Raw genomic sequence first — 23,232 nt, 5'->3', positions numbered from 1 at the left:
TATGACTTTTATCACTACAAACTGCCCAAAATCGATGGTATATTGGCGTCTAAGTCATTACTGTAAACAAGTTGGCAGAGATTTCTGCCTAAAAAGTGAGAATAAATAAAAAAAATTTAAAATTACTAATTATGAAAAATATTATTTTAATTTTAGTAGCACTATTTTGTTTTACAAGTTGTACCCAAAATGATGTTGAAATTTCAAATCAATATGTTTATAATGGACGAGGCGGAATAAAATGTGAAGTTGATGGTGTTTTGTTAAAACCAAGTACTGCAATAATTTATAGTAATGCAGAATTAAGATTTGATTCTGACAATAATAACATAAATTTTATGAGTATTAGTTTCCATAATAGTAATACCAGCACAGGATTAGGATTCCAATCAGTAAGGGTGAAAATAATGAATGTTAATTCAAATACAGATTTGAAAGGAAATATTTACTCACTAAAAGATGAAATTAATAATGAAAGCTTTGGAAATTATTTTAGAGAAGATTTAGATGATAAATATAGGACAAATAACATTGTTAACGGTGAATTGAAAGTTTTATATCACGACCTAAAGAAAAGCAAAGTTGGAGGAACTTTTTGGTTCGACGCCATAAATGATAAAGGAGTAATAGTGAAAGTTAGAAACGGACAGTTCGATTTAACAAATTAAAACCATCCATAGCGGGAGCTTCTAGCTCTAGCCCACAAACAAAAGCAATACAAAAAATAAAATATTACTATATGAAATTAAACCGCTTACTGTTTTTAATTGTATTGCTACATCAATATGGATTTGCACAACCAGCAACCGAAGTATATTTACTCGATATTAAAAATAATGCAACTTCGTTTAGTATCGACCCAAGTACAAAACCAGTAAACATCAGTAATAATGAAGGCTACGATAACCAACCCAGTTTTATCGAAAAGTTAAATGCGGTGGCCTATGTAAGCTCCAGAAATAAAAAACCAACGGATGTTTATTTGTACGATTTAGCTACTGCCAAAACCCAACAATTTACCAATAATAAGGAAGCGGAATATTCGCCAAAAACGACTCCAGACGGTAAATTTATTTCTGTGGTAAAAGACACAGACCAAAATCTGACCCGAATTTCGTTAGATGGTTTAGTTACTGAAAAACTCTATACTTCAAAGGATTCTATAGGATATTATTGTTGGTTGAATAAGTCCGAAATTGCTGCATTTACCTTGTCGAAACCAAAAATTACATTGAAATTAATCCATATTAAAAACAAAACTGAACAATATTTGACGGATAGCATCGGTCGTAGTTTGTATAAATACCGTGATGGAATTGTAATTTGTCAAAAGCTAAAAAAAGGAAGTTATGTCTCATTTATTGACAAAAAAGGCGCCATAACGCAACTGATTGAATTACCAAAAAATACCGAAGATTTTTATTTAACTGCCGATGGTTGGCTGTTTTCTTCGAATGAATCTAAGCTCATTTATTGTAATCTTACGGCTAAAACTAAAGTTTGGCAAGAAGTAGCCAATTTGAAAGCAATGGGAATTTCTAAAATATTTCGATTGGCTGTAAACCAAGACAAGAACAAACTTGTTTTTGTTGCTGAAGGAAAATAGTAAAATAGAACCCGTTGGGTGAAATTCAATTTGTAAAGTTTTTTAACCACATAGAAATATTATTATTGTGATTTCTAAAAGGCGTTTCACTTTATTTGAGAAAACATAGCTATGTGAACCCAAGAATTGGGCTATCCAATTCTTTTTTTCTATGTTTCTATGTGGTTTAATTTTTTATTTAATCCATTAATTGAAATTTTAATAATTACACCCAACTGGTTAAAATAGACATAAAAATCAATCCATCAACTATGCTCACAGACATTCATCCAAAGTTGCCCATGCGGGACAAAAAGGCAACAAGGAACTTTTACAGCAACAAATTAGGCTTTCAAGAATTTGGAAGTGCTGACTTTGATGGTTATTTAATGATGCAAAAGGACGGCATTCAAATTCATTTTTTTGAGTTCAAAACATTGGATCCAAAAGAAAACTATGGCCAAGTGTACATCCGAACGGATGCTATTGATAACTATTACCAAACTTTGTTGGACAATAAAACAAGCATTCATCCCAATGGACAATTGCAACTAAAACCTTGGGGACAAAAAGAATTTTCAGTTCTTGACCCAGATAACAATTTGCTGACTTTCGGACAAAGTATCTAAGCTAACAATACAATGAAAAAAATCTCTCTATCTTTAGTAGTTTTGCTTTTTGCAGTCTCAATTCTTAGTGCACAAAAAAAGGAAACTTGCCTTATTAAAACCTCTTTGGGTGATATTACGGTAGAATTGTATCCTAAAAAAGCGCCAATTACGGTCGCCAATTTTTTGAAATATGTCGATGCACGTTTATACGACAACACGACTTTCTTTCGATCGGTAACTTTAAACAATCAGCAGAAGGATTCTGTAAAAATTGAAGTCATTCAAGGTGGCGAAGTCGATTCGACAAAAGTATTTGCAGCGATCCCACTCGAAAGAACCTCAAAAACAGGCCTTCTTCATAAAAACGGAGCTATTTCTATGGCGAGAGGCAAACCCGATTCAGCAACCTGTAGTTTTTTTATTTGCATCAATGACCAGCCTTCTTTGGATTATGGTGGCAAAAGAAACAAGGACGGACAAGGTTTTGCCGCTTTCGGAAAAGTTATAAAAGGAATGGATGTGGTCCAGAAAATTCAACAATTGGCACCTAATAATGAGCAATATTTTAAACCTCCAGTAGTGATTTTGTCCATCATTCGAAAAAAATAAAAATTCGATAGCATTTTAACCATTAAACTATGCTTTAAAATTCTTGAACCATTACAAATAAAATTTCCAATTTTCCTTAATGAAACTTAATGGCTCCAAATAATGGTATTCTCAAAATACCAACAAAATTAATATTTCGTAGAAATAGCATCTTGTGTAACCAAAGTTACTGTTTGAGCACAATCCTAGCCTTACTTTTGTGCCATAATAATTCGTGAAGCATTTTATATAACGGGTAAAATCATTAAAATCTGAGAAAATGGATATTGAAAAAATAATTTTAGAAAATCAAGGCACAATAGTAGATGTGCGATCTTATGGAGAATTTCAAGGTGGCAATGTAGCTGGTTCTATCAACATTCCGTTGAATGAAATTCCCGAAAGAATTAAAGAACTCAAAGCGCTAAATGCACCACTGGTCCTGTGTTGTGCTTCAGGCGGCAGAAGCGGTCAAGCCCAACATTTTCTATCACAATACGGCATCGAATGTTACAATGGAGGCTCATGGTTAAACGTAAATTACTACAAATCTAAATCAATTTAATAATAATGATAAACACAATCAAAAAATTATTCGGTCTTGGCCCCAGCGTCAACTATGCCGAATTGGTAAAAAACGGCGCCATAATATTGGATGTACGTTCAAAAGGAGAATATGCTGGCGGTCACATCAAAGGTTCTTTAAACATTTCGGTAGATACTTTGAGAAACAATCTAGGAAAACTAAAGGACAAAAATAAACCCATCATCACCTGCTGCGCTTCGGGAATGCGGAGTGCTTCGGCCAAAAGTATTCTGATATCAAACGGATACACTCAAGTTTACAATGGTGGCGGATGGAGCAGTTTGCAAAATAAAATAGGATAATCTTTTTTGAAACAGGAATACCAATTCCTATCTCCTTTAGCATAAAAAAACCTCGAAAATTGATACTTTCGAGGTTTTATTTTTTCGTGAAAACAAAATTATAGTTTAATTGGGTAAGCAGAATCAATATGTATTCTCGTTCTGCCGGGTGTTGTATAATCAAATGTCTTATTTATTTTATCATACGATGGAATCCCTTTAGTTTCGGTTTCGATTGCTGTAGTCAAAGGATCATCTGCAATCGGGTCGTATGGAAAATAGAGACTCAACCCTGAAATTGTTCCTGCTGGTTTTGTGATTTCGAGTCGGGTGGTATAATTATCTCCATCGTCATCTACATCTAAAAAGTCTGGGATGCCATCTTTGTCTGTATCGTCTATATTGGTTGTAGGAGTTGTTGGGTATGCAATAGTATTTCTGTAATCATAAACATATCCGTCCTTATTTAAATCCTCCTGATACGAAAAAACGCCATCATTATCTTGATCTAATCGCTGAACATTGTATAATTTGATGCTAAAAACCAAGGGCGAATACGACGGAATGGCACCGGAACCGCTATTGTAATATGCTAAGCCTGAAGGCAGAAACATCACCCCAGAACCAAAGTCAAAATAAGATACTGTACCATCATTATTAATTACGGAAGTACCCGACTTAAATTTTGGAAAAGCCTCGCTCCAACCCGTTATAACGCTGTACAAACTAAAAGTAGTTTGCGGGAATTTGGATTCTTCAAAGAAAGTGGCTGTGAGTTCGGAAGGTGCCGTGGCTGTAGCAGCACTTTTCGATAAATACGTTCCTCTATACGAGGTCAAGACGCCATCGACATTGCAAGGCGACACTCCGCCATATCCAGTAACCACATCTTTTTTACCTTCTCTCAGAACCAAATAGTATAAATTATAAACGATGTTGTGCAATTTTACTTCTTTTATCAAAAGTTTTGGAAAAGTAGCTGCATTCAAATAAGAATAAATAGAAGGTTGAGTTCCTCCTGTTGGAATTTTTGTAATTGTAACATCTTGATCATCAAATTTTCCAGGATTACTGACGACGGTAATATAGTTGGTTTTCAAATACTCTTCAATTAGGGCAATGTCGGCATCGTATTGAACCTTGTAATCTCTTGGCGGCTCTACGGTTACACCTGAACTATCATTGTTTGAACACGAAAAAGAAAGGACTGCAAATACTACTAAAAAATAAAACTTAAATTTGTTCATTATAACTCATTATTTAGGTGCGCAAGATACAATTTTGATTTATTTTTGCGTAGAATTTAACTTCGATTTTTGAAAATATATGAGAATAGATAAATATTTATGGTGCGTGCGCTATTACAAAACTCGGAATATGGTTACCGAGGCTTGTAAAAAAAATCACGTTACTGTAAATGGACAACTGGCCAAACCGTCGAAAGAAGTTTTTCCTACAGATAAAATCACGTTTAGAAAAGACCAAATCACCCAAATCATCACTGTTTTGGACATTCCTGACAATCGAGTTAGTGCTAAATTGGTCGATATGTATCGAAAAAACGAAACCCCTGCCGAGGTATACGAACATTTAGAATTATTGAAGTTATCGAAAGAACATTATCGAAAAAACGGCACAGGAAGACCTACCAAAAAAGACAGACGTGATATAGATGAGTTTGGCAATAGCCCCAACCCAACCCTTCCCGAAGGAGAGGGCGACGAGTCTTGATAATTTTAATTACTAATTTTAACAAATCTGAAATCTAACATCTAAAATCATTTTAAAATGAGCAAAAATATCATCTTAACGAATCAGGAAATCGAACATACTATCAAGCGAATAGCCTATCAAATCTATGAAACTTTTATAGACGAAGAGGAAATTGTTATCGCAGGTATTGCCTCCAATGGATTTGTATTTGCCAAAAAAATTGCAGATTCGCTCAATACAATTTCCAATTTGAAGGTATCACTTTGCGAAGTACAAATTAACAAGCATCAGCCTGTATCCGATGTACAAACATCACTAACTAAAGAGGAATACTCGAATAAAGGATTGGTTTTAGTCGATGATGTGCTGAATTCAGGAACCACACTGATTTATGCGGTTCGACATTTCTTGGATGTCCCATTGAAGAAATTCAAAACGGCAGTACTTGTCGATAGAAATCATAAAAAATACCCCGTAAAAGCGGATTTCAAAGGAATTTCACTCTCAACATCTTCCTTAGACAATGTTGAAGTAGTTTTTAACGAAGAGGGTGAAAATTATGCGTATTTAAGTTAAAAGGGCTATTATATCCTGGGTCGTTTCGTCTTTGCTTTTGCCGTCGATAATCACCTTATATTGTGCTTGACTGTAATAGTAGCTTCTTTCAAAAAGATGGATAGCAATAAATTCCTTGAGTTCTTCGTCTGTTTTGGCAGCAATAATCGGGCGCTTACTTTTATTAGCGACCAATCTTTCAAACAAAGTATCTACTGAAGCCTTGAGGTAAACTGAAAGTATATTTTCACCTCGCAGCAATTCGTGATTATTCGCATAACAAGGAGTTCCTCCCCCTAATCCAATAATTAAAGATTCTGGAGCAGCTAATAATTCGATTAAAACTTCACGTTCTAGCTTTCGAAAATATATTTCCCCACGCTGCTTGAAAATTTCATTTATAGTCAAATTTGTTCTTTCTTCGATGCTTTTATCCAAATCCACGAAGGGTAAATTTGTAATTTTTGATAATCTATTGGCAATTGTGGACTTTCCACAACCCATATAACCTAATAAAATAATTTTTCTCATCTGAATAAAGCCTTATATATTAAGGCATTAAGTACTTTTGTTTAAAAAAGACAAATTTATAATAAAATACCTTTGAAAAATAGAAAATAAGACCTTATATTTGCACCCGCATTCAAGAAAAGAGAAAGACTCGATAGCTCAGTTGGTAGAGCACAACACTTTTAATGTTGGGGTCCTGGGTTCGAGCCCCAGTCGGGTCACAAATTTTGTGATTATAAAATACTTTTCTTGAAGCAATGACTCGATAGCTCAGTTGGTAGAGCACAACACTTTTAATGTTGGGGTCCTGGGTTCGAGCCCCAGTCGGGTCACAAAATAATGCGCATACGTTAATAGAATCTTGATAGTCTGTCGACTTGATAGCTCAGTTGGTAGAGCACATCACTCTTAATGTTGGGGTCCTGGGTTCGAGACCCAGTCAGGTCACACGAAGAAAAATATAGAGACGTTGCAATGCAGCGTCTCTATATTTTTTAGGCCACGTGGAGAAACGGTAGACTTGCCATCTTGAGGGGGTGGTGCTCGTAAGGGCGTGTGGGTTCAAATCCCACCGTGGTCACTTTTTTATCAAATTTAAATCCTAATCACATAGCAACGAGGTGATTAGGATTTTTTTTATCTGTTGAAGATTGTATCCGCCCATCGAATGTTTGTTTAAAATATTTCATTAAACAAAAATGTATTTTTTGTTCTAGACCATTTTTTGCAAAAGAAACAAAAGATAATATTTAAAAAAAATAGTGTACAAGCAATTGTTTTTTAGGAAATTTCATTAAATTTGAGAAAAAAAACTATGGAAGTATATAATGAAATAGAAGAAGAAGTAACTGAATTGCAATTGAATGATTCCGCAAAAGGATTTTTGAAGGAAGCGGCTAAATGGGCCTATTTCTTATCGATATTAGGGTACATTATGATTGGATTTTTTGTTGTATTTGCCTTGTTTGCCGGGGCGATTTTTTCATCGGTCGGACAAATGATGCCTTTAGGACAAATGGGGATGTTTGGTTCCTCTTTTGGGATTATCGTAACTTTTTTTTACTTGTTGATTGCGGCGCTCTATTTCTTCCCCATTTATTATCTAAATAAATTTTCGTCGAATCTGAAACTTGCCTTGAAAAATAAAGATTCGGCTGCGCTTGCCGGTTCATTCGAATATTTGAAATCGCATTATAAATTCATTGGAATTATGGCAATTGTTACCCTAAGTTTCTATGCATTGTTCATCATTGGTGCAATCGTAGTAGCTGTAGCGGCTGCTTTTAGTCATTAATCAGTAGTTGCCTGCAAGTTTGCCGAAAAAACGCTGAAAACAACACCTTAAATTGAAAAAAACCTTAAAAATTATTATATTAATTATTGTTGCGCTTTTTGTAACATATAGTTTTTTGTTAAGCGATTTTAATCCAATGTTTAAAAATGCAGAATTTGTTTATTTGACAAATGCTTTAAAAGAAAGTCGAAAAGAGAATTTTAAATCAGTATTAGATATTGAAAATAAAATTTATAAAGTAGTTAAACAAAGAAGATGTAATTGTGAAACAGCAACTACATATATTGGTCCATACAGACACGGATTTTCTTTGACAAAAAAAATATATTTATTAAAAATTGAAAAGGAATTTTCGAATAACGAATGTTTAAAATTTCAATTACTAAACTATGATTTTGGAAATAATATCATTGGATTAAAAAAAGTTTCAAAATTTTATTTTGGCAAAACGGTTGATAAATTGAATGAAGATGAAATAATGACAGTTATAATAATGCTTGAAAATTCGCGCCTTTATAACCCTGTTCGTAATAAAGAAGGAGTTAGGAATAAACTACTTGTTTATAAAAGAATACTAAATAAAAATACAAGCTGGTAACAAATAGGGTTCGGTGCGGCTGAATATAAAGTTGCCTTTGTACTTGGAAAATTTGTCCGTAATGGAAAAATATCGCATCTTTAGTCCCAAACCTCGTGTAGCTGCGGGACTTTTATATCAACAAAAAACCCGTCATGATAATACATCGTGACGGGATTTTTGCTTTCTAAAAGATTGCTTTATTGCTGTGCTTTTATTTTGGATAAATATTCAGTTAGCTTTTTGCCATAGAGTGATTGTGCTACTTTTGGTGTCATCGATTTTTGAATGGTATCTAAATATTTTACATTGATATCGTAAATATCAGTCAATGCGATATAAGGGGCCACTTCGTAATCCTTGTTGTTGATAGCAAAATTGGTGGCGAATAAGTATTTTCTTTTTGTATTATTCTCCTGCTTGGCGTTCAAACTATCTAAAGTCGCGGTCTTGCCATTTTTTAAAGCAAGAAATTTTTGTTGAATCAAATCTAAATTTTCATCTCTATAACGAGCATTTATTTTTTGATATTCTTGGTATTTATCTTGATTTTTTGAACCCGTAATTTTTGCACTTACAATATAAGAATCTAAATTAGTGTCGATGTTGATGTTGCCCGCTTCGGCAAAAAACAAAATATTATTGTCCAATGAGTTGGTTACTCCTCGATCTAAAAATAAATACAACATTTCAGGCGACTTTAAGTCAATATTGCTTTCAAATTTTGAATCTCCGTCAATTTTTATGGTGTCAATTGCTACAAGACTTGTGTCTACCACTCTTTGGATGTACAACACTCCGTTTTTCAGTCCTTTTATGTTTCCAGTGAGGTGAAGATTGGTTTTTGACTCTTCTTTGTTGCAAGAAGCTAAAACCAAAAGCGTAAAGATCGCTACAATAGATTTTTTCATTATGTGTTTTTTATTTTTTTTGCAAAATAAAGCAAATTGAAGGATATATTTGCCTTTTACGAATGTAAATTAATAAAAAAACCAATCTATTTCTAAATTGGTTTTTACTTCGGTTTTTTTATTTAATTAGCCTTTTAACCAAGCATTTTTCAGCGCAGATTTTGTTGCATCTGTCGCTTCAAAACTTTCTTTATCTTCATACGGAAGTTTTACTTTTCCGTTGATGGTTTGTTCTTTTCCGTCTCTTTTAATTTTGACCGCGATTGCGTCGTTTTCTTTCCAATTTTCGCTTTCCAAAATCATATCATAGATATTGTCTAAAGTATAATTTTTGTCGTTGATACTCAGCAAAATATCGCCTCCTTTTAGTCCTAGATTGGTGTAAAAATCATTCAATTCGATATTGGGAACAACGATAATTTCTTTGGTCGATTGATTTACAGTAATGTAGGGAACTTGACCTTTTAAGAAAACATTTGTGGGCGATTTTTTGATTGCTTTGGTAACTCCCACTTTTGCTAAGTATTTGTCATAAGGAATTGGGGTTGGACCTGCCACATAAGTCTTTAGGAAATCGCCCACTTCAGGGTAAGTTAATTGGGTAATTTTTGCAAAAAGTTCTTCGTCATTAAACGCTTTCGAAACCCCGTATTCGTCAGATAATTTATGCATCAAATCAAGAATGCCTCTTTTGCCATTGCTGTTTTCTCTGATGATAATATCCAAGCACATTCCAATCATGGCGCCTTTTTCATATACATTTAAATATTGCGCTTTATAAGGTTCTACAAATACGTTTTTACTCATAGTCGTAAATGGCATAGTATCATTGAGCTTTTTTGAATTTTCAATTTTCCCTGCAATTCGAGTATAAAATTCACTTTCCTCAATTAGCCCTTGGTTGATTTGAAATAGATTGGCAAAATATTCTGTTACTCCTTCATACATCCATAAATGTTCCGACATTTTCGGGTCATTATAGTCGAAATTTTGAATTTCCTGTGAATGAATCGTCAACGGAGTCACGATGTGAAAAAATTCATGCGAAACGACATCCTTCAGTTCTTTGTTTAAGGCTTCTTTAGGCATTAATTCAGGAAATACGACTGTTGTTGCTGTTGGGTGTTCTAAGGCTCCAAATCCTTGTGCGTCTTGATTCATTGTCGATAAATACAATAAAACACTATATTTTTTTGTTGCATTTACAGGGCCTAAGAATTTTTTTTGAGCGGTCATCATGGTTTTCATGTCAGGGGTAATATCCTCGGCAGTGATTTTTCCGGAAGGAGAATAGACTGCAATTTGAATTTCCATATCATCAACCGCGAAAGTGGTATAATTGGGTTTAGAATACATAATCGGATTTTCGACCAATTCCGCGTAACGTGAGGTCATAAACAAATCATTGGTATTCGCTGGGTCTTGGTCCTGCATTGAGGTAGCTCCCCAAAGTTCGGCAGGATGCGAAACGCTAACTTTGTAGGGTACAGCCATATAATCTGTAAAATAACCAACAAAACAATGTGTGTTAAGCATAATATTTTTACTTGCATCGATATTGGAGCCTGCTGGCGAAAAAATCTCATCACTACCAAAACCTTTTCCGGTTTCGAGATCGTAAGTATCATTGACTAGATACGTGATCTTATCTAAATTTTTAGCATTCGAAATAGACCAGGAATTTGTATCTTTTTTAGTGACATTCAAGGCATTTCCTTTTTTGTCATAAGCTTTTAGATCATCAATATATCTGCCATAATTGTCTTGTGAATAGGTGCCAGGAACCGTTTTGGGGATATGGTACGATATTTCATCCGTTTTGATTTTAGGTGATTTGACCGTAACCAAAACTTTGTCTTCTTTGATTTCGTTAAGATTGATGTTTACTTGGATGTCTTCTTTTGGAGCAGCGCTAGTCGACGAACTTGTGGATTTACAACTCCATAGAACGGTTGCAAATGCTAATGCAAATACTATTTTTTTCATTTTGTGTTTTTTTGTTTTTGATAGGTCTTTGTCAAGACGGAAATGTTACGGAGGATTGTAATTTAGGATGGTATTTTAAGAAAAAAACTCCCAAACAGGAGTTTTACTTTAATCGAGTTTATTTTTTATATAATATTTGCCGTCTAAATCTTCATCAAAATCATCAATTTTTGCCGGTTTTGGTTTTGGTTTACTGGCTAAAGCTTTCTTTTTCCACATTTCGTATTTTTCTGCGGGCATCTTTTTTTTCATGATTTCAAGAACCTCTTTTTCAGATAACCCAAATTCTTTTTTGATGATTTCGAAAGGGTTTCTTTCTTCTAAGGCGAACGTAACCAGTTTTTCGGTTTGTTCCCAATTTAATTCTATGCGGCTGCTCTTCTTCATTAGGTGAAAATTAATTCAATTTTAGTAAGGTTGGTTAATGAATAGTTTTGTTTTATAAATCTTTGACCAATATTAATAAAAAAAATAATTACTTTTTATTTATAGCTAATTTTTTTTATGCTTTTTGATTGTTTTCAGTCAATCGGGGTTTTTCAAATGGTATTTTTAGTAATTTTCCCAATCGATTATGCTCTTCAGGGCTCCTATACGTGTCGATTCCGTAAACAATTTCTTGTTTAGGGAGGTACATAAAAGTCCCAAATAGCCGGTCCCAAATCGAAAAAATATTCCCGTAATTACTGTCTGTATAAGGTAATTTGTAATGATGGTGTACTTTATGCATATTGGGTGACACCAAAAAACAACTCAAAAAAGCGTCTAGTTTTTCGGGTAATGCAATATTTGCGTGAGTAAATTGTGTAGAAATTACCGAAATAGTTTGGTACATAAAGACCAACCAAATTGGGCATCCAATGATCAAAACCCCAAAGGTGGTAAAGACAAATCGAATAACACTTTCACCCGGATGATGTCTATTTCCTGAAGTGGTATCTATCCAAGTGTCGGTATGGTGAATCAAGTGAAATCGCCATAGGAATTTGACCTTATGCTCGATAAAATGCACCAAGTAAGCGCCAACGAAATCTAATAATAGCAAACCAACAAGCGCATAAAGCCAAGCCGGCATCTTGGGCAACCATTGTAAAAGACCAAAATTATTGGCAATTGTCCAATTGGATGTTTCTAATAAAATAAAAGCCAAGGCGAAATTGATGGCAATGGTTGTAAAGGTCATGAAAAAATTAATTCCCGCATGTTGCCATTTTTTATAAGATAAATTAAAAAGTGGAAATCCATTTTCGATTAGCCAAAAGAAAGTAATTCCGCCCACAAGAATCAAACTTCTATGCGAGGAGGGAATGGTAGCAAAATAAGTAATAATTTCATTCATAATCAAAGAATTAAAGTTCAAAGCTAGTCTTTTTTACAGCATCTTTAAACAATATGGCGAAAAGTTAGATTTATTCTTTTGCCAATGGGTTTTGAAGTTTTCGGAATTTGGTGTTTCCAAAAATGTTGTGTCGTTCCTTTCATTAGCAATAAACTTCCGTGTTCGAGTACAATATTTAGTTTGGCATTTGAAATTGAATTGTGTCTCAATTGAAACATTCTTTCGGCACCAAAACTAACGGACGCAATTATTGGATTCTGACCTAATTCTTTTTCATTGTCGGCGTGCCAGCCGTTGCTGTCTTTTCCGTCCCGATATTGGTTGAGCAAAACTGTTGTAAAATTTGTGTCAGAAGCACTTTCGACCTTTGATTTTATCTTTTGCAAAATCGGAGTCCAAGGCTGCGGATGCATTTTTATATTCGAATAGGAATAGGATTTTCCTTCATTTCCAAATAAAGCCGTCAATCGAGGTTGCGGATGAATTTTTCCAAAAACTCGAATGTCGTCCTGTTGCCAGGGAATTTCAGCAACTAATTGATTTAAAAGGATATCAGCATCTTTTATGTCGAAAAAATGAGGAAAGTAGATGATTTCTGCATCGGGCAAGTTAAAAATAATCGGCTCTGGTTGAAATGGTAAATTCATTAGACAAAAATAAAGAGAAAAACGAAGATTTTCATCTTTGCTTTTCTCTTTAGTATGTTTTAATATAAAAAATTAGGCTTCGGAAGTGTCTTGAAGTAAGTTTTTATAAATCAATCCAGCTACAATTGCGCCTAAAATGGGGGCTAACCAAAACAACCAAACTTGTGATAATGGTTCGCCACCTACAAAAACGGCTTGCGACAAAGATCGTGCTGGGTTTACAGAGGTGTTCGTAATTGGAATACTGATTAAGTGTATTAATGTCAACGCGAGTCCGATGGCAATGCCTGCAAATTTACCATTGGCAAATTTATCTGTGGCTCCAAGGATTACTAATAAGAAAAACATGGTCAATATGAATTCTGCAATAAATGCCGCTTGCATAGAATAACCATCAGGGGAAAAAGCGCCAAAACCATTCGAAGCAAAAGCACCTGCTTTTGAGGCATCAATGGCAAATCCGGCTTTTCCTGTAGCAATAGCAAACAAAGTACCTGCCGCAGCGATGGCTCCTGCACATTGCGCGATGATATAAGGCACTAATTCTTTGGCAGAAAATCGTCCTCCAGCCCATAATCCAAAAGAAACTGCGGGATTAAAATGTCCTCCTGAAATATGCCCGACAGCATAAGCCATTGTAAGAACAGTTAAACCAAAGGCGAGGGAAACGCCTACAAATCCAATTCCTAAATCTGGGATTCCAGCCGCAAAAAGAGCGCTACCACATCCGCCAAAAACCAACCAATAGGTTCCGAAAAACTCGGCCAATAATTTTCTCATAATGTAATTTTTAGATTGTTACTACATACGAAGTTAAGGGAAATGTACTGTATAATCAAAAAAAAATGTTAATTTTTTTAAATATTAGCAAAAATAGAGGCGAAAATGCTGTTGCAATTGCTTTGCGATTAGAAAAAGATGAGGATCTAATTCAGGACTTGGTGCTAAAATGCTTTGTCAAATAGTATATATTGACACCCAAAATAAAGGTATTGGAAATGATAATCGGCCAAGATGTGGACAACATAAATCCATAGATTACAAATAACAGACATCCCGTCGAATTGATGATTCGTAAGGTGTTGATGTTTTTCATTAAAAATGAAATCATTAATACTAAAGAGGCCAAGTAGCCTACCCATTCTGTCAGTGGAATATCGAACATAAATTTACATTTTAGTGGAGGGCAAAAGTAGGCTATTGTTGCGGTTTTTATATAGAAATCATTGATTTTTTAAAACAAACCCTCCAGAACTCTGTTTTGAATGCCAATTTTGGAGGCATCGAAATTCAATTTATTTTTCAAAATGGAGGCATATACACTCCTGAAATCAATTTCGTGTTTCAAATCCCCATTGTCCAAATCCGAAAGATTAGGATTTTTTCCAATGATTTGTCCTCGATTGTTTCCTCCGATGACAAACATTGGTGCAGCGGTGCCGTGATCGGTTCCTCGTCCGTTGTCTTTTACTCGACGGCCAAATTCCGAGAAAACTACAATGGTCACGTTCTGTAATTGCTGCGCTTTTTTCAAATCCTGATAAAAACTATATACAGCATTATTCAATTCGGTTAGTTTGTTTTTGTGGATGGCCAATTGATTGTCGTGCGTATCAAAACCACCAAGCGAGGTGTAATATACCTTCGAGTTCAAGTTTCCTTTGATCAATTTCGAAATCCATTCGAGGTTTTTTGCCAAATCCGTTTTGGGATACACAACATCCGAAGGAGCCGATTTAGCTAATGCTTTTTGAATATCATCGGCGCCTTCGACGACGGAGTTGGCAATTTTCCGAACAAAATCCAATTGCGGATTATCCGATAATTGACCTTCGTTTTCCAACTTGTTTTTGGTTTTGAATCGGTTAGGGTCTTTTACAGTAATCGAATTGGGTTCTTCGCCTTTCAATGCTAAATTGTCGATATTGTCAATATTGATACCCGCTGTGGGTTGGTGTTCTTTGCATTGCAAATCAAGATAACGACCCAACCAACCATCACTGAGATATTCTTGTTTCGTGGGGGCAGTTTGCCAAATTTCCTGACTTCGGAAATGGGAGCGAACCGGATTCGGATAACCAACGTTCTGAATCACCGATAAGTCGCCACTTTGTTGCATCGTAGCAAATCCGGACAATGCGGGATGAAAAGCCATTCCTTTGTGCGAATTTAAAACTTCATTTTTCGAAAGTGAGATAGCGGGGCGTAAATTATGATAAAGAGAGTCCTCAAAAGGGATAAAGGTGTTCAATCCGTCATTCCCACCATTCAACTGCACGAAAACAACACATTGCTCGCCTAAAACCAAATTATTTTGCGAACCAAACGAATATAAAAAATCAGGAAGTAGGAGTGAACCTCCGGTAAATGTTCCTGTGATGGCTAAAAATTTTCTTCTGTCCATTTTCTTGATTTTTAAATGAGTTGAAATTCGGGTGTTTTTACCATAAAATTGAACAAGCGCAGGACGGCATTTTCGGAACCGTCTGTTTTGCTGTCGAAATCGTATTTTAGTAGTTGCTCGAAATCGGTTTGATTATTTTTGTCCGTTTGAAATAGCAAACGGTTGGTGAGTTCAGCAATAATTTCTTTGTTGTTTCCTTCTTTATTCCAATCTAATTTTACATTCAGTTGTTTTTTTGGATTTTGTTTCATCATCGAATTTTCATCCATTTCTTTCTTGCCTGGGGTTAAACTTCTGCCATTACAAAGCAAATCGGCGACATTGTTTCGTTGCAGAAATATTTGAGAGGTGAGCCAAGCATTTCCGCCATCCCAGCCTTTTACATTGGGCTGATTGAACAAATCCATTCCTTGTGCTCTTAGGAAAAAGGCAATAGATTTTTCGTTTGGGTCTTCAATACTGAGCTCGTTCATCAGTTGTAAACTGAATTCCAAAGGATTTTTTATCTTGGAACCGGAGTTGTTTTTAGCAAATTCCTCTGTGAAAATTTTAATTAGTAAGGGTTGAATTTCAAAATTCATCGCCTTCAAATAAGCGCCATAATAGTGCACTAATTCTTCCTTCGGTTCATCATAAATAAACCATTTTAGAATTTTTCTAGTAATTAAATACGGAATATTAGGTTGTTCAAAAATGATATCAACCATTTCATCCGCTTTGAAATTGCCGTTTTTTCCCAAGTAATCGAAGTTTTCATTGTTTTCGAAAAATTTGCGGTAAATGGCGTTTTCTTCTCCAATTCCTAGGCCAGCGAGTCCCTTAGCTCCATTTTTTATGTCTTGTTCGGTATAATTTCCGATTCCTAGCGTAAAAAGTTCTAGCAATTCCCGACTTAAATTTTCGTTGAGTTTGTCTTTTCGATTGTCAACATTGTCCAAATAGCGGACCATTGCATTGCTTTTGATGATTTTCTTGGTCAAGGTTTTGAAGTTGCCAAAAGCATTTTCTCTTAAAATTTGATTGTGTTGAAATACCCAATAATTGACCTTTACTTTTTGAAAAGTCGACACATAATGATTGTGCCAGAAACAAGTCATTTTTTCGCGAAGCGGAAATTCTTCTTGATTCATTTTTCTGATCCACCAGGCTTTCATTGCTGCCGAAGTTTGCCCTTCTTTTTTGAGCATTTGTTTTTTTTCGTCGGGACTTGATTTTATTTTTTTTCGAATTTCCTTAAATTCGGCATAGGTTTTAGGACTTTCACTTAGAAAATCAGGAATTTTAGAATCGAAATTGGTGGCAAAAGAAAGATCCAAGAATTTTTTCAAGCCATTTTTTTCAATGCTTTTGGCTTGTTTTGCCGAAAAACCGAGTCGCAAGGACCAGAGAATGTTTTTGTCCATAATCAAGAGTGCTTTGGGATTCTGACTTAAATTTTATGAAAAGGTTTAATCGATTGAATTCAAGATTACCATTGTTCGGTTTCTTTTTTTTCGGTCAAATCGCTCAAATGTACTCGAAGTGCGCCAACAGAAATATTGATTTCCCAGAAGGATAAACCCAATGAAATGAGCAAACTCAATAAACTCAACCCGAATACATAAACACCAAATTCTTGCTCGTCAATAAACAACAACAGCATCGAAAATACTGATAAAAATAAGCTTAGAACACCCGCCATTTGCATAAAGCGAATGAGCGTTAGTCTCAAGTTGAGGTTTTTTATTTCGAGTAAAACCATACTACTTGCCTTTTCTTTATATGCTTTTTTTAAACCTCTTATGATGGTTGCTATGGTCAGAAAACGATTGGTATAGGCCAATAGAATCAATGAAGTTGCAGAGAAAAGCAGGGCAGGGGTTTCGATTTGTAAAGTCATTTTGAGCTGGTTTTAGAATTTTACTGTAACTGTTTTGGTCTCTCCATTTCTTTTAAAGGTTACAGGAAGCTCCTCGCCTGACTTTATTTTCGAGAGACATTCCATATAACTATACACTTCTTTTACATCGCAGCTCCCAATTTTAGTGATGATGTCGCCCGCAAGAATTCCAGCTTTTTGTGCTGGTCTGTCTTCGGTTACACCATCTACGTGCAGCCCATCGCTACTGTCGGCGTAATTGGGCATAATACCTAGTGTTACTTTGTATTTTGCCCCGGTTTTTGCTGCTGTGATTTTGGTTTTTGTGAATTCAACTTTATCTAAATCGGCAATGGAGTTGGTAACTCTAAAAACATAATCTACAATATTTTTTTCACCGGTATAATTTATTTTGTCTTCGTCGTCAGTCGGTTTGTGGTAGTCTGAATGTGTTCCGGTAAAGAAAAACAATACTGGAATATCTTTCAAATAAAACGAAGTATGGTCTGATGGGCCTACACCACTTTCGTCTAGGCTGATATTAAATCCAGCCGGTTTGTTAAGTTCAACACTATTTTTGAATTCGGGACAAGTTCCAATTCCGCCAACTGTCAATTCTTTTTTGTCATTTAATCGCCCAATCATATCCATATTAATCATTGCGATTACATTTGGATACTTATTTTTCAAAGTTTCAGCCATAAATTTAGAACCAATTAAACCATCTTCTTCACCTGAAAAAAGAGCGAAAATATAATTTACGTTTTCGATGGTTTTGTTTTGAGAATACATTCTGGCTAATTCTAAAACGCCAGCAACGCCAGAAGCATTGTCATCGGCACCATTGTGGATTTCTCCTTCCGAATTCATTTTGGTCGAATTATGGTGTTGGTTCAAACCTAAATGATCGTAATGGGCGCCTATAACAATAGTTTTACTCGCTTTATTATCTAAATAGGCAATGACATTTTTTCCAGTATTTTCCAAACCGCTATTAGCAATAGTGTCGTGAGGATTTAATTTTACTTTGTAATTAAAATTTTGAAAGTAATTTTTGCCCTCGTAAGGTTTTAATTTTAAGCTTTTGAATTGATTAACCAAATAATTAGCGGCTATTGTTTCTTCTTTTGAACCTGTTAGCCTTCCTTTCAAATCATCAGAAGCCAAGAAAGAAATATTCTTTTTGAGATGGACTGATTTGGCGAGTTCCGTATCATCAGTATCGATCCAATCGGCAATAAAAACATTCGTTTCACGTGCTGCATTTTGTTGGCGATTACTGGAGAAAACTAATTTTTTTCCGTCAGGGGAAAACATTGGGAAGGCATTGAATTCACTTTCCCAAGTAATTTGCTCTAAATTTTCGCCATCGATATCTATCATATACAACTGAAAATCATACCCACGAGTGGAATGATGGTTAGATGAAAATATAATTTTTTTGTCCGATGGGTGGAAAAATGGAGCCCAATTGGCTTTGCCTAATTGCGTGATTTGTTTTAGATTGCTACCGTCAACATTGCATGTGTAAATTTCCATTTCGGTCGGCATTACCACATTTTCTTTCAATAATGCTTTGTATTCGGCTATGTCTTTTTCGGTTTTGGGACGCGAAGAACGAAATACTAGTTTTTTGCTATCGTGCGAAAAGAAACTTCCGCCATCATATCCTAAACCATTGGTGATTTGTTTCAAATTTGTTCCATCAATATCCATTGTCCAAAGTTCTAAATCACCACTTCGGCTGCTGGTAAAAGCGATTTTCTTTCCGTCAGGAGAAACCACAGCTTCGGCATCATATCCCGGAGAATTTGTCAATTGTTTTACAATTTTTCCAGTTAAATCAGCCATATAAATATCGAACTCCGGATAAACTGCCCAAAGGTATTTTCCATCTTTTGGTTTCGGTGGAGCGGGACATTCATTGGAAGCAGCGTGAGTTGATGCGTAGAGAATGTGCTTTCCATCCGGCATAAAATAAGAGCAAGTGGTACGCCCTTTTCCGGTGGAAATCAATTTTAAATTATCTGAAGAATAGGTATTGCTTTGCAAATCATACAAAAAGATTTGGTCGCAAGGAATTCCAGCCTTGGGATTGGAAACTTGCATAGTCAACAATTGACTATTGGGACTAAAATAAGCTTCGGCATTATCTCCTCCAAAAGTTAGTTTCTGTATGTTTTTAAGGTGTTTTTCTTGTCCAAAACTAATTTGAAAAATGGAAGAAAGTAAAAAAAATAAAATTAAATTTTTGTTTGAGGATACTAGTCGCATATTTTGTGTTTTAACAATTTTTGTTTGAATATTCAAATATCGTAATTCTTTATTGAAATTCTTTTTTTAAACAAAAAAAAACCTGCAAATTTTCATTTGCAGGTCTCAATTTCCGCTCCTTTGGAGGAGTTAGGCTAGGATTATTTTATCAATTCAAAACTTCTTTTCACGAAAGCCGTAAGTTCTTCGCCTTTCAATAAATTTTGAGATAATTTGGCCAAATCCAAAGCTTGTTTTACCAAGTTTTCCTGAGCCGATTTGTCTTCGGTGTTTAAGATATTGGAAGCCAAATCAGAGTTGGTATTGACTACCAAATTATACATTTCTGGCATATTCCCCATTCCGAACATTCCGCCTCCACCGGTTTGGCTCATTTCTTTCATACGACGCATAAATTCTGGTTGCGTGATGATGAATGGCGCCGCCTGACTGTCCATAGCTTGCAGTTGCACTGTGTATGCCTTTGGAATATAGGCTTCAAGTGAGGTTTTTAAAGTTTCTTTTTCGGTATCCGATAATTTGGAAATGGTAGTTTCCTCTTTTTTAATCAAATTATCTATATGGTCTGAATCGACACGAACGAAAGTCATATCATTATTATTGCTTTCAATTTTTTGAATCAAATGCGGAATAATAGGAGAATCCAAAAGTAAAACTTGGTATCCTTTTTCTTGAGCAATTTCTATATAGGAATGTTGAGCTTCTTTATTTCCAGCATATAAAACGACTAGTTTTCCATCTTTATCGGTTTGATTATCCTTTAGATTTTCTTTCAATTCTGCTAAAGTGTAGAATTTATCATCAACCGTTGGATACAAAACGAAAGCATCGGCTTTTTCGTAGAATTTCTCTTCAGACAGCATTCCGTATTCCAGTACAATTTTGATGTCATTCCACTTTTGCTCAAACTCTTCGCGGTTTTCAGTGAATAAAGATTTCAATTTATCGGCTACTTTACGAGTAATATAGTTCGAAATTTTCTTCACAGCTCCGTCTGCTTGCAAGCTAGAACGAGAAACATTCAATGGAATATCTGGAGAATCAATTACACCTTTCAGCATTGTCAAGAATTCAGGTACGATTCCTTCGACGTTGTCCGTTACAAATACCTGATTTTGGTACAATTGAATCTTGTCTTTTTGGATTTGTAAATCAGCACCTAATTTTGGGAAATAGAGAATACCTGTCAAATTGAAAGGATAATCAACATTTAAATGAATATGAAATAAAGGCTCTTCAAATTGCATTGGGTACAATTCGTGATAAAAACTTTTATAATCTTCATCAGTTAAGTCCGCTGGCTGTTTGGTCCAAGCCGGATTTGGATTGTTGATAAAATTGTCAACTTCGATAGTTTCATTTACATAATCTTCAGGGGCGTCTTCCGGTTTAGGAAGTGTTTCTGTTTTAGTTCCAAATTTAATTGGAATAGGCATAAACTTATTGTATCGGTTCAATAGTTCTCTGATTTTGAACTCTTCCAAAAATTCTAATGAATCTTCAGCAATGTGCAAAATGATTTCAGTTCCACGAGAGGTTTTATCGGCAGGCTCCAAAGTAAATTCAGGGCTTCCGTCGCAAATCCAGTGGGCTGCTGGTTCGTCTTTGTATGATTTTGTAATGATTTCCACTTTTGAAGCGACCATAAAGGCAGAATAGAAACCAAGTCCAAAATGACCAATAATTCCAGAATCTTTGGCAGAATCTTTGTATTTTTCTAAGAATTCTTCGGCTCCTGAAAAGGCAATTTGGTTGATGTATTTTTCTACTTCATCGGCGGTCATCCCCAAACCTTGGTCGATAATATGCAATTTCTTGCCTTCTTTATCAATTTTTACTTCTAGAATTGGGTTGCCATAGTCCACTTTGGCTTCGCCAATGCTTGAAAGGTGTTTTAATTTTAAGGTGGCATCCGTTCCATTAGAAATCAACTCACGCAAAAAGATTTCGTGATCGCTGTATAAGAATTTCTTAATCAAAGGGAAGATGTTTTCTACAGAAACATTAATTTTTCCAGTTGTCATAGTTGAAGTTTTTTAAAAATTATTTGAATTGTTTTTATGCTTTCAAATAGAATACCAAATCCTATGAATGTGACAAAATGACATTTTTTTATAAGTTGGAAGTAGGGCTTTGCTTGAGATTGTTTTGTGAATGGACGATAAAAAAATTAAGAATTATTTTTTTTGGGTTAGGTCGCTGTTTTTTCAAAAATTAAATAATAACTTTATAGTCTGTAATTTAATTATTTACTTAATCCAAAAAAAATAAATTATGAAGAAATTTGCCGCATTATTTTTGTTAGTATTGTTTGCGATTGCTTGCAAGTCTACGTCTACATCTACACCTGCACCTGCGCCGGTTGCCAACACGAAGTTGGACAAAAGTTCTCAGGTTGCCATCAAGGGTGATTGGAAAATCACAAGTGTTGCCTATCCGGGTTCAGACTATTTTAAGGTAGATTCCTTCGGAATTGCCGATTCACAATGCTTCGTGGGTAGTGTTTGGAACTTTATCTCGAATAACAATAAAGGGTATATGAGTATTGCCACTGCCAATTGTCCCGCTTTTAGTTCGCCGATAGTTTGGAGTATCAACAAGGATGGAATGTTTGTTTTGAAAATTGTTGAAACTGGAGTGAAATCAAAAACCGTTACTTCGGGTTATGTATTGCGTGTTGCCAATCAAACAGAAACCTCTTTTCAGTTGATTGATAAGATTGATGTAGGCGGGCAAAAAAAGGATATTACCTATCAATTCGAAAAATTAAATAACAAATAAAGTCAACTTATTATGAAAAAAACAATATCATTTGGATTAGCTATTTTGTTTGTATTGGCCAATCTTACTACAAGTTGTAGCTCTGTAAAAAATGCTAATAATGCACAAAAAGGAGCCGGAATTGGTGTGGCTGCAGGAGCTTTGGTCGGAGGATTAATTGGTGCTAGTTCAGGAAATGCTGCGGCTGGGGCTGCTATTGGTGCCGCCATAGGTGGAGCCGCCGGTGGATTGATAGGTCATAAAATGGACAAACAAGCCAGAGAAATAAGTCAATCTTTGCCCGGTGCCGATGTGCAACGAGTAGGCGAGGGGATTCATTTGACATTAAAAGAAGATTCGGTACTTTTTGATACTGGAAAAGCCACCTTAACCGATAGAGCCAAAACCAATTTGGACAAATTAATACCTGTTTTTACTGAATATTCAGATACCAATATTGAGATTTATGGGTATACCGATAATACTGGATCGGCAGCATTCAATCTTACGCTTTCTGAAAAACGAGCCGAATCGGTTAAAACTTATTTAATCTCAAAAGGCCTAGTAGCCTCGCGTTTCAAAACCACTGGATTGGGAATTGAGCAACCCATCGCGACCAATGACACTCCAGAAGGTAGAAGTCAAAACCGTAGAGTTGAATTTGCCATTACAGCCAATGATAAAATGAAAGAGGATGCTAAAAAAGAAGCTGGACAATAATATTTTAGGAATTTAAGTAAGGCTGCTTTGTAA

The 23,232-nt window shown here is 35.2% G+C and carries 26 protein-coding genes and 4 tRNA genes; 16 read left to right on the top strand and 14 right to left on the bottom strand.

From position 1 onward, the window contains the following. The first annotated feature begins 131 nt into the window (after positions 1 to 131). The 6 genes from E1750_RS06570 (at position 132) to E1750_RS06545 (ending at position 3,672) form a co-directional block, all read left to right on the top strand. Positions 132 to 668, top strand: coding sequence for a hypothetical protein (locus tag E1750_RS06570; RefSeq protein ID WP_133276006.1), 537 nt, complete (start codon positions 132 to 134; stop codon positions 666 to 668). Between the two features lie 71 nt (positions 669 to 739). Further along, positions 740 to 1,606, top strand: a complete 867-nt coding sequence (locus tag E1750_RS06565; protein ID WP_133276005.1) for a TolB family protein — start codon at positions 740 to 742, stop codon at positions 1,604 to 1,606. Between the two features lie 251 nt (positions 1,607 to 1,857). Next, on the top strand, positions 1,858 to 2,214 hold the full coding sequence (locus tag E1750_RS06560; RefSeq protein WP_133276004.1) for a bleomycin resistance protein: 357 nt from the start codon (positions 1,858 to 1,860) through the stop codon (positions 2,212 to 2,214). A gap of 12 nt (positions 2,215 to 2,226) precedes the next feature. Continuing rightward, positions 2,227 to 2,805, top strand: coding sequence for a peptidylprolyl isomerase (locus E1750_RS06555; RefSeq protein ID WP_133276003.1), 579 nt, complete (start codon positions 2,227 to 2,229; stop codon positions 2,803 to 2,805). A gap of 259 nt (positions 2,806 to 3,064) precedes the next feature. Next, positions 3,065 to 3,349 carry a rhodanese-like domain-containing protein gene (locus E1750_RS06550; protein WP_133276002.1) on the top strand — a complete coding sequence of 95 codons (285 nt, stop codon included), beginning with the start codon at positions 3,065 to 3,067 and terminating at the stop codon, positions 3,347 to 3,349. 5 nt (positions 3,350 to 3,354) lie between these two features. Further along, complete coding sequence (locus tag E1750_RS06545; RefSeq protein WP_133276001.1) at positions 3,355 to 3,672, top strand: rhodanese-like domain-containing protein; 318 nt, start codon at positions 3,355 to 3,357, stop codon at positions 3,670 to 3,672. A gap of 98 nt (positions 3,673 to 3,770) precedes the next feature. On the opposite strand, the gene E1750_RS06540 is transcribed toward E1750_RS06545, so the two are convergent. Then, positions 3,771 to 4,898, bottom strand: coding sequence for an FKBP-type peptidyl-prolyl cis-trans isomerase (locus E1750_RS06540; RefSeq protein ID WP_133276000.1), 1,128 nt, complete (start codon positions 4,896 to 4,898; stop codon positions 3,771 to 3,773). 79 nt (positions 4,899 to 4,977) lie between these two features. Between E1750_RS06540 and E1750_RS06535 the strand changes: the two genes are divergently transcribed. Both E1750_RS06535 and E1750_RS06530 read left to right on the top strand, forming a co-directional pair. Then, a complete protein-coding gene (locus tag E1750_RS06535) occupies positions 4,978 to 5,382 on the top strand; it encodes an RNA-binding S4 domain-containing protein (protein ID WP_133275999.1) in 405 nt (134 codons plus the stop codon). A gap of 57 nt (positions 5,383 to 5,439) precedes the next feature. Next, entirely contained in the window at positions 5,440 to 5,940 is a 501-nt protein-coding gene (locus E1750_RS06530; protein ID WP_133275998.1) for a phosphoribosyltransferase family protein, read from the top strand. Here E1750_RS06530 and E1750_RS06525 read toward each other — a convergent pair. Continuing rightward, entirely contained in the window at positions 5,932 to 6,450 is a 519-nt protein-coding gene (locus E1750_RS06525; protein WP_133275997.1) for a shikimate kinase, read from the bottom strand. The two genes, E1750_RS06530 and E1750_RS06525, sit on opposite strands and share 9 nt — an antisense overlap. Before the next feature lie 127 nt (positions 6,451 to 6,577). On the opposite strand from E1750_RS06525, the gene E1750_RS06520 reads away from it, so the two are divergent. The 6 genes from E1750_RS06520 (at position 6,578) to E1750_RS06495 (ending at position 8,321) form a co-directional block, all read left to right on the top strand. After that, positions 6,578 to 6,650 (top strand) — tRNA-Lys (locus E1750_RS06520). A 38-nt stretch (positions 6,651 to 6,688) separates the two neighbouring features. Further along, positions 6,689 to 6,761, top strand: a tRNA-Lys gene (locus tag E1750_RS06515). Positions 6,762 to 6,803: 42 nt separating this feature from the next. Continuing rightward, positions 6,804 to 6,876, top strand: a tRNA-Lys gene (locus tag E1750_RS06510). Between the two features lie 50 nt (positions 6,877 to 6,926). Beyond that, a tRNA-Leu gene (locus E1750_RS06505) sits at positions 6,927 to 7,009 on the top strand. Positions 7,010 to 7,243: 234 nt separating this feature from the next. Further along, positions 7,244 to 7,723: a hypothetical protein gene (locus E1750_RS06500; protein ID WP_133275996.1), complete on the top strand. Its 480-nt coding sequence runs from the start codon at positions 7,244 to 7,246 to the stop codon at positions 7,721 to 7,723. Between the two features lie 52 nt (positions 7,724 to 7,775). After that, positions 7,776 to 8,321, top strand: a complete 546-nt coding sequence (locus E1750_RS06495) for a transglycosylase domain-containing protein (RefSeq protein ID WP_133275995.1) — start codon at positions 7,776 to 7,778, stop codon at positions 8,319 to 8,321. 179 nt (positions 8,322 to 8,500) lie between these two features. Here E1750_RS06495 and E1750_RS06490 read toward each other — a convergent pair whose 3' ends face one another. The 12 genes from E1750_RS06490 to htpG all read right to left on the bottom strand — a co-directional run bounded on the left by E1750_RS06490 (position 8,501) and on the right by htpG (position 21,743). Continuing rightward, positions 8,501 to 9,211 carry a DUF4369 domain-containing protein gene (locus E1750_RS06490; protein ID WP_133275994.1) on the bottom strand — a complete coding sequence of 237 codons (711 nt, stop codon included), beginning with the start codon at positions 9,209 to 9,211 and terminating at the stop codon, positions 8,501 to 8,503. A 126-nt stretch (positions 9,212 to 9,337) separates the two neighbouring features. Beyond that, entirely contained in the window at positions 9,338 to 11,197 is a 1,860-nt protein-coding gene (locus tag E1750_RS06485) for a M61 family metallopeptidase (protein WP_133275993.1), read from the bottom strand. Positions 11,198 to 11,305: 108 nt separating this feature from the next. Continuing rightward, positions 11,306 to 11,584, bottom strand: a complete 279-nt coding sequence (locus E1750_RS06480; protein WP_133275992.1) for a DUF2805 domain-containing protein — start codon at positions 11,582 to 11,584, stop codon at positions 11,306 to 11,308. Positions 11,585 to 11,699: 115 nt separating this feature from the next. Then, entirely contained in the window at positions 11,700 to 12,536 is an 837-nt protein-coding gene (locus E1750_RS06475; protein ID WP_133275991.1) for a sterol desaturase family protein, read from the bottom strand. 44 nt (positions 12,537 to 12,580) lie between these two features. Continuing rightward, the gene (locus tag E1750_RS06470) at positions 12,581 to 13,183 is read right to left on the bottom strand and encodes an alpha-ketoglutarate-dependent dioxygenase AlkB family protein (RefSeq protein ID WP_133275990.1); all 603 of its coding nucleotides are present in this window, start codon (positions 13,181 to 13,183) and stop codon (positions 12,581 to 12,583) included. A 72-nt stretch (positions 13,184 to 13,255) separates the two neighbouring features. Then, positions 13,256 to 13,963: an aquaporin Z gene (gene aqpZ / locus E1750_RS06465; protein WP_133275989.1), complete on the bottom strand. Its 708-nt coding sequence runs from the start codon at positions 13,961 to 13,963 to the stop codon at positions 13,256 to 13,258. 151 nt (positions 13,964 to 14,114) lie between these two features. Beyond that, complete coding sequence (locus E1750_RS06460; protein WP_133275988.1) at positions 14,115 to 14,348, bottom strand: uroporphyrinogen decarboxylase; 234 nt, start codon at positions 14,346 to 14,348, stop codon at positions 14,115 to 14,117. Positions 14,349 to 14,417: 69 nt separating this feature from the next. Beyond that, entirely contained in the window at positions 14,418 to 15,587 is a 1,170-nt protein-coding gene (locus E1750_RS06455; RefSeq protein WP_133275987.1) for a DUF1501 domain-containing protein, read from the bottom strand. An 11-nt stretch (positions 15,588 to 15,598) separates the two neighbouring features. Beyond that, positions 15,599 to 16,990 (bottom strand): DUF1800 domain-containing protein, encoded by a 1,392-nt coding sequence (locus E1750_RS06450; RefSeq protein WP_133275986.1) that lies wholly within the window; start codon positions 16,988 to 16,990, stop codon positions 15,599 to 15,601. 65 nt (positions 16,991 to 17,055) lie between these two features. Continuing rightward, the gene (locus tag E1750_RS06445) at positions 17,056 to 17,466 is read right to left on the bottom strand and encodes a DUF2721 domain-containing protein (RefSeq protein WP_133275985.1); all 411 of its coding nucleotides are present in this window, start codon (positions 17,464 to 17,466) and stop codon (positions 17,056 to 17,058) included. A gap of 12 nt (positions 17,467 to 17,478) precedes the next feature. After that, on the bottom strand, positions 17,479 to 19,719 hold the full coding sequence (locus E1750_RS06440; RefSeq protein WP_133275984.1) for a M20/M25/M40 family metallo-hydrolase: 2,241 nt from the start codon (positions 19,717 to 19,719) through the stop codon (positions 17,479 to 17,481). 140 nt (positions 19,720 to 19,859) lie between these two features. Continuing rightward, positions 19,860 to 21,743, bottom strand: a complete 1,884-nt coding sequence (gene htpG, locus E1750_RS06435) for a molecular chaperone HtpG (protein ID WP_133275983.1) — start codon at positions 21,741 to 21,743, stop codon at positions 19,860 to 19,862. A gap of 250 nt (positions 21,744 to 21,993) precedes the next feature. Here htpG and E1750_RS06430 point away from each other — a divergent pair, with 250 nt between their 5' ends. Continuing rightward, positions 21,994 to 22,500 (top strand): lipocalin family protein, encoded by a 507-nt coding sequence (locus tag E1750_RS06430; RefSeq protein ID WP_133275982.1) that lies wholly within the window; start codon positions 21,994 to 21,996, stop codon positions 22,498 to 22,500. Between the two features lie 12 nt (positions 22,501 to 22,512). Then, entirely contained in the window at positions 22,513 to 23,199 is a 687-nt protein-coding gene (locus tag E1750_RS06425) for an OmpA family protein (protein WP_133275981.1), read from the top strand. The last annotated feature ends 33 nt before the right edge of the window (positions 23,200 to 23,232 follow it).

The organism is Flavobacterium nackdongense (genome assembly GCF_004355225.1).
In the GTDB taxonomy this organism is placed as follows: Bacteria; Bacteroidota; Bacteroidia; order Flavobacteriales; family Flavobacteriaceae; genus Flavobacterium; species Flavobacterium nackdongense.
The sequence above is the reverse complement of the archived record's forward strand: the minus strand, read 5'-3'. Positions and strand labels throughout refer to the sequence as shown.

Bases quoted from the DNA above. Each gene is read 5' to 3' on its own strand.
- E1750_RS06470 (WP_133275990.1), bottom strand. From the start codon at position 13,183: ATGAATTTACCATTTCAACCAGAGCCGATTATTTTTAACTTGCCCGAT.
- E1750_RS06460 (WP_133275988.1), bottom strand. From the start codon at position 14,348: ATGTTCGATATTCCACTGACAGAATGGGTAGGCTACTTGGCCTCTTTA.
- E1750_RS06545 (WP_133276001.1), top strand. From the start codon at position 3,355: ATGATAAACACAATCAAAAAATTATTCGGTCTTGGCCCCAGCGTCAAC.
- E1750_RS06490 (WP_133275994.1), bottom strand. From the start codon at position 9,211: ATGAAAAAATCTATTGTAGCGATCTTTACGCTTTTGGTTTTAGCTTCT.
- E1750_RS06550 (WP_133276002.1), top strand. From the start codon at position 3,065: ATGGATATTGAAAAAATAATTTTAGAAAATCAAGGCACAATAGTAGAT.
- E1750_RS06475 (WP_133275991.1), bottom strand. From the start codon at position 12,536: ATGAATGAAATTATTACTTATTTTGCTACCATTCCCTCCTCGCATAGA.
- E1750_RS06525 (WP_133275997.1), bottom strand. From the start codon at position 6,450: ATGAGAAAAATTATTTTATTAGGTTATATGGGTTGTGGAAAGTCCACA.
- E1750_RS06485 (WP_133275993.1), bottom strand. From the start codon at position 11,197: ATGAAAAAAATAGTATTTGCATTAGCATTTGCAACCGTTCTATGGAGT.
- E1750_RS06450 (WP_133275986.1), bottom strand. From the start codon at position 16,990: ATGGACAAAAACATTCTCTGGTCCTTGCGACTCGGTTTTTCGGCAAAA.
- E1750_RS06535 (WP_133275999.1), top strand. From the start codon at position 4,978: ATGAGAATAGATAAATATTTATGGTGCGTGCGCTATTACAAAACTCGG.
- E1750_RS06430 (WP_133275982.1), top strand. From the start codon at position 21,994: ATGAAGAAATTTGCCGCATTATTTTTGTTAGTATTGTTTGCGATTGCT.
- E1750_RS06455 (WP_133275987.1), bottom strand. From the start codon at position 15,587: ATGGACAGAAGAAAATTTTTAGCCATCACAGGAACATTTACCGGAGGT.
- E1750_RS06540 (WP_133276000.1), bottom strand. From the start codon at position 4,898: ATGAACAAATTTAAGTTTTATTTTTTAGTAGTATTTGCAGTCCTTTCT.
- E1750_RS06560 (WP_133276004.1), top strand. From the start codon at position 1,858: ATGCTCACAGACATTCATCCAAAGTTGCCCATGCGGGACAAAAAGGCA.
- E1750_RS06480 (WP_133275992.1), bottom strand. From the start codon at position 11,584: ATGAAGAAGAGCAGCCGCATAGAATTAAATTGGGAACAAACCGAAAAA.
- E1750_RS06565 (WP_133276005.1), top strand. From the start codon at position 740: ATGAAATTAAACCGCTTACTGTTTTTAATTGTATTGCTACATCAATAT.
- E1750_RS06570 (WP_133276006.1), top strand. From the start codon at position 132: ATGAAAAATATTATTTTAATTTTAGTAGCACTATTTTGTTTTACAAGT.
- E1750_RS06445 (WP_133275985.1), bottom strand. From the start codon at position 17,466: ATGACTTTACAAATCGAAACCCCTGCCCTGCTTTTCTCTGCAACTTCA.
- E1750_RS06440 (WP_133275984.1), bottom strand. From the start codon at position 19,719: ATGCGACTAGTATCCTCAAACAAAAATTTAATTTTATTTTTTTTACTT.
- E1750_RS06555 (WP_133276003.1), top strand. From the start codon at position 2,227: ATGAAAAAAATCTCTCTATCTTTAGTAGTTTTGCTTTTTGCAGTCTCA.
- aqpZ (WP_133275989.1), bottom strand. From the start codon at position 13,963: ATGAGAAAATTATTGGCCGAGTTTTTCGGAACCTATTGGTTGGTTTTT.
- htpG (WP_133275983.1), bottom strand. From the start codon at position 21,743: ATGACAACTGGAAAAATTAATGTTTCTGTAGAAAACATCTTCCCTTTG.
- E1750_RS06425 (WP_133275981.1), top strand. From the start codon at position 22,513: ATGAAAAAAACAATATCATTTGGATTAGCTATTTTGTTTGTATTGGCC.
- E1750_RS06530 (WP_133275998.1), top strand. From the start codon at position 5,440: ATGAGCAAAAATATCATCTTAACGAATCAGGAAATCGAACATACTATC.
- E1750_RS06500 (WP_133275996.1), top strand. From the start codon at position 7,244: ATGGAAGTATATAATGAAATAGAAGAAGAAGTAACTGAATTGCAATTG.